Below are 208 nucleotides of genomic sequence, written 5' to 3' on the forward strand. Positions count from 1 at the left end.
ATCGAACCACACAATATTGTGAATAAAGTCAGGTTCGACATTATATAACCCAGCAATAAGTTGCGGAGTTAATTGCTCTGAGCGTTTTACGCGCTGATAGTCTTCCCGGGTTTTAAACAAAATATCTAAAACCAGTTCGTACGGTCCGGCATTTTTTGAGCGAATGACCTGCGCCAGTGAACAAATTGAGTGTTTCATGCCTGAACTC

General features: G+C 41.8%; 1 protein-coding gene. It reads right to left on the bottom strand.

The features are described from left to right. Positions 1–198: DUF4387 family protein (locus tag FDX22_RS20635; RefSeq protein WP_146717699.1), on the bottom strand; the 198-nt coding region annotated here is incomplete at its 3' end. Between the last annotated feature and the right edge of the window lie 10 nt (positions 199–208).

Source organism: Citrobacter sp. TBCS-14, assembly GCF_005280805.1.
Taxonomy (GTDB): Bacteria; Pseudomonadota; Gammaproteobacteria; order Enterobacterales; family Enterobacteriaceae; genus Citrobacter; species Citrobacter gillenii.